A 1,144-nucleotide genomic window follows, 5' to 3' on the forward strand; every position below is an offset into this window, starting at 1 on the left:
CTGGTATCGGCAGCTATAATATATGAACATCAAACACTGGCTCTTTTTGCGTGGCCTTGGTCGAGAACAAGGACATTGGGGCGACTTTATTCAGCGCTGCGAAGCGCAGCTCGGCTGGCATTGCCACTGCCTCGACCTCCCAGGCTTTGGCAGTGAACACCAGCGCCCATCACCCACACAAATCAGCGCAATTCGCCACGACCTACAGCAGCGACTCCCCGAGCCACTAAAAGCCAACACCCCATTCGGCGTGGTTGCGCTGTCTCTCGGCGGTATGGTTGCCCTAGACTGGCTGGCCACTACACCGGAGCAAATTGCCAAAATTATCTTTATTAACACCAGTACCGGCGACTGCCCACTATTTCAGCGTTTAAAATTTACGGCACTGCCAACCGCTCTCAGCGCATTGCTGGCCCCCGATGAACACCAGCGAGAACGGGCTGCCTTAAAAATGGTCAGCAATCATCGCGCAAATGATCCCGCGTTATTACAAGCTTGGTATAAAATCAGCACTGCCCAAGCAATAAAGAAAATAAATGTTCTGCGGCAATTATTCGCTGCCGCCCGCTATCGCGCACCCTCCAAATTGCCCGGCGTCTCACAACTCCTTATCAGCAGCCGTGCCGACCGCATGGTTTCTTATCAATGCAGCGCGTGGCTGGCGAAAAAGTACAACTGGCCGCTGGTAATCCATGACCACGCTGGACACGATTTACCGATTGATGATCCGGCGTGGTTGATTGAGGTGTTTAAGAGAAATGCTTAATCCTGGACGGGAGATGGGAGACGCTTAAATGCACGCCGGATGTCTGACGTTAGACGTCGGGTGTCGGAAGCCTGACGTCAACGCTCGTAGCTGACATCGGACGTGGCTCGAGTTTGCCATGACATTTAAAAAGATTTACTTTAGCAGTAATCCGCACACAACGATCCTTCCGGTGGTTTTACCCCACGTCAGACATCAGACGTCCGACACTCGACCTCGCCCCCTAAATACCGCTTGCGCCGCGCCGCTTTCATTTTGCTAAGATCCACCAGCACCAAACCATCAATACAATCGGCAAAGTCTGGGTCAACATTAAATGCGGCGAAGCTAACACCGCCCGGTTCACAGAGTTCGGTATACTGCTTATAAAGCGTCGGC

The 1,144-nt window shown here is 52.6% G+C and carries 1 protein-coding gene and 1 pseudogene; one reads left to right on the top strand and one right to left on the bottom strand.

Annotated features, from left to right (window positions below; translation table 11 throughout):
- The first annotated feature begins 22 nt into the window (after positions 1-22).
- Complete coding sequence (locus tag ABYP33_RS19455) at positions 23-766, top strand: alpha/beta fold hydrolase (protein ID WP_373093039.1); 744 nt, start codon at positions 23-25, stop codon at positions 764-766.
- 188 nt (positions 767-954) lie between these two features.
- Here the strand turns inward: ABYP33_RS19455 and ABYP33_RS19460 are convergent.
- Positions 955-1,144 (bottom strand): annotated as a pseudogene (locus tag ABYP33_RS19460) (GNAT family N-acetyltransferase); the annotation flags it as partial.

It is taken from the genome of Zhongshania sp. (assembly GCF_041584495.1).
In the GTDB taxonomy this organism is placed as follows: Bacteria; Pseudomonadota; Gammaproteobacteria; order Pseudomonadales; family Spongiibacteraceae; genus Spongiibacter.